The following is a 1,770-nucleotide window of genomic DNA, read 5'->3' on the forward strand; positions in this document are numbered from 1 at the left end:
CAAGGTGCTCATCGCCAACCGTGGCGAAATCGCTGTCCGCGTGGCCCGGGCCTGTCGGGATGCCGGGATCGCGAGCGTGGCCGTCTACGCCGACCCGGACCGGGACGCTCTGCATGTCCGCGCAGCGGATGAGGCGTTCGCCCTGGGCGGTGACACCCCCGCCACCAGCTACCTGGACATCGACAAGGTCCTGAAGGCGGCCAAGGAATCCGGCGCGGACGCCGTCCACCCCGGCTACGGCTTCCTCTCGGAGAACGCCGACTTCGCCCAGGCCGTCCTGGACGCCGACCTCATCTGGATCGGCCCCCCGCCCCAGGCCATCCGCGACCTCGGCGACAAGGTCGCCGCCCGCCACATCGCCCAACGCGCCGGCGCCCCCCTCGTCGCCGGCACCCCCGACCCCGTCTCCGGGGCCGACGAAGTCGTCGCCTTCGCTAAGGAACACGGCCTGCCCATCGCGATCAAGGCCGCCTTCGGCGGCGGCGGCCGCGGCCTCAAAGTCGCCCGCACCCTCGACGAGGTCCCCGAGCTCTACGACTCCGCCGTCCGCGAAGCCGTCGCCGCCTTCGGCCGCGGCGAATGCTTCGTCGAGCGCTACCTCGACCGCCCCCGCCACGTCGAGACCCAGTGCCTGGCCGACAAACACGGCAACGTCGTCGTCGTCTCCACCCGCGACTGCTCCCTCCAGCGCCGCCACCAGAAACTCGTCGAAGAAGCCCCCGCCCCCTTCCTCACCGACGAACAGGTCGCCGAGCTCTACCGCGCCTCCAAGGCCATCCTCCGCGAAGCCCGCTACGAAGGCGCCGGCACCTGCGAATTCCTCGTCGGCCAGGACGGCACCATCTCCTTCCTCGAGGTCAACACCCGCCTCCAGGTCGAACACCCCGTCACCGAAGAAGTCGCCGGCATCGACCTCGTGCGCGAAATGTTCCGCATCGCCGACGGCGAGCCCCTCGGCTACGACGACCCTGCCCTGCGCGGCCACTCCTTCGAATTCCGCATCAACGGCGAAGACCCCGGCCGCGGCTTCCTCCCCGCCCCCGGCACCGTCACCCGCTTCGACGCCCCCACCGGCCCCGGCGTCCGCCTCGACGCCGGCGTCGAAGCCGGCAGCGTGATCGGCCCCGCCTGGGACTCCCTCCTCGCCAAACTCATCGTCACCGGCCGCACCCGCAAGGAAGCCCTCCAGCGCGCCGCCCGCGCCCTGGACGAATTCCACGTCGAAGGCATGGCCACCGCCATCCCCTTCCACCGCACCGTCGTCCGCGACCGGGCCTTCGCCCCCGAACTCGACGACTCCACCGACCCGTTCACGGTCCACACCCGCTGGATCGAGACCGAGTTCGTCAACGACATCAAACCCTTCACCACCCCCACCGACACCGAAACCGACGAAGAGAGCGGCCGGGAGACCGTCGTGGTCGAGGTCGGCGGCAAGCGCCTGGAAGTCTCCCTCCCCTCCTCACTCGGCATGTCCCTGGCCCGCACCGGCCTCGCCGCCGGCGCCAAGCCCAAACGCCGCGCCGCCAAGAAGTCCGGCCCCGTCGCCTCCGGCGACACCCTCGCCTCCCCCATGCAGGGCACCATCGTCAAGATCGCCGTCGAAGAGGGCCAGGAGGTCAAGGAAGGCGACCTCGTCGTCGTCCTCGAAGCCATGAAGATGGAACAACCCCTCAACGCCCACAAGAACGGCACCATCAAGGGCCTCACCGCCGACGTCGGCGCCTCCATCACCAGCGGCGCCCCCATCTGCGAAATCAAGGACTGACC

1 protein-coding gene is annotated in these 1,770 nt (G+C 70.4%); it reads left to right on the top strand.

Features of this window, described 5'->3' with window-relative positions; genetic code table 11:
* On the top strand, window positions 1-1,768 hold a 1,768-nt coding region (locus K7787_RS31345; protein ID WP_164389029.1), incomplete at its 5' end, for an acetyl/propionyl/methylcrotonyl-CoA carboxylase subunit alpha.
* Window positions 1,769-1,770 lie beyond the last annotated feature (2 nt).

It is taken from the genome of Streptomyces sennicomposti (assembly GCF_019890635.1).
Classification (GTDB): Bacteria; Actinomycetota; Actinomycetes; order Streptomycetales; family Streptomycetaceae; genus Streptomyces; species Streptomyces sennicomposti.